Genomic DNA, 1,497 nt, shown 5'->3' on the forward strand with positions numbered 1-1,497 from the left:
GTGTTCGTTCCCAAAACAGAGATAGAGGCGATGGAGCGAATCGTCAGGGCTATCGAGTCAGCTGCCGAACTGCCATTGTATCAAGAGCAAGTGCTGTCGTGGGCACCAGAAATAGCTGCTTTCGACCCAGGCCCAATAGGGGCCCTCATGGGTTATGACTTTCACTTGGGTAGCGATGGACCTCAGCTCATCGAGGTCAATACTAATGCCGGTGGCGCATTTCTGAATGTGTTGCTCGCTCGCGCACAAAAACGCTGTTGCAACCCCTCAGAGCAAAGCGCTGCAACCAATCAAATGCTAGATAGGTTCGAGGAAGCAGTGTTTGACATGTTCAAACAGGAGTGGCAGCGACAGTCCGCTGTTGCTATGCCCAATCGGATAGCCATTGTGGACAATGACCCCGAGAGTCAGTTCATGTTCTTAGAGTTTGAGTTAGCCTGTCAACTGCTCCAAGCTAGAGGTATTGATACTGTGATACTTGATCCCTCTGAACTCGAGTATATCGACGGTACGTTAACAGCCCATGGCCAGAAAATCGATATGATTTACAATCGGCTTGTCGACTTTGCATTTGAGGACCCTGACCATGTATTGCTTAAGCAGGCTTATTTAGAGGGTGCTGTGGTAGTGACACCCAATCCCCGCGTACATGCTATGTTGGCCAATAAGCAAAACCTGACATTGCTATCAGACTCCCAAATATTGCGCTCTTGGGGTCTGGATGAGGCTGCAGTGGAGTGCCTCGAAAGGTCTGTACCGAGGACTAAGATTGTATCAAGAGACGATGCAGCAGAGTTGTGGCTTACTCGGCGGCAACTGTTTTTTAAGCCAGTTGCTGGTCATGGAAGCAAAGGCGTTTATCGCGGTAGCAAACTGACTCGACGCGTCTTCGAAAACATTCTGGATGAAGATTATATCGCACAGACCTTTGTCCCTGCAGGAGAGAGATCACTCAAAATTGATGACATCGTAACAACAAGAAAGGTAGATATACGTCTTTATACGTATGGCGGAAAACTGTTACTACCTGCTGCGCGTGTGTATCAAGGTCAGGTGACTAACTTCCGTACGCCAGGCGGTGGATTCGCGCCTGTCTTTCAGGTGTGATCGTCTAGGTCTTATTTAGATGGCATTAGGCTGTTATAAGTCCGGTTAACTAATTCAATATTCTTCTTACCTAACAAAAGGTGGTTGTATATTTATGATTGTCTATTACTTTCGGCACGCTTTTCAAAACACTTCGAAAACAATTGGAGCTAGAGATAGCAGTAAATTTCAATAGTTTCCAATAATAAAAATCCAACCGTTACAGTGAGCTTAAATCATATTAGAGTAAACAGGGTTAGACCGTATGTTAATCACAGAATTGGGTTATTTTGCCTTGCTAGCCGCCTTAATCTTGGCGATTTTGCAGGTGGTATTACCAACGATAGGCGTTATGCGTGACCATGTTGCTTGGCAGCGTTTGGCACCGAGTTTGGCATGGGCGCAGTTTGC

At 46.5% G+C, this 1,497-nt stretch carries 1 protein-coding gene; it reads left to right on the plus strand.

Annotated elements, in window-relative coordinates:
* Positions 1-1,107: ATP-grasp domain-containing protein (locus CXF58_RS01120; RefSeq protein WP_219621711.1), on the plus strand; the 1,107-nt coding region annotated here is incomplete at its 5' end.
* Positions 1,108-1,497 lie beyond the last annotated feature (390 nt).

The organism is Psychrobacter sp. Sarcosine-02u-2, assembly GCF_002836335.1.
GTDB lineage: Bacteria > Pseudomonadota > Gammaproteobacteria > Pseudomonadales > Moraxellaceae > Psychrobacter > Psychrobacter faecalis.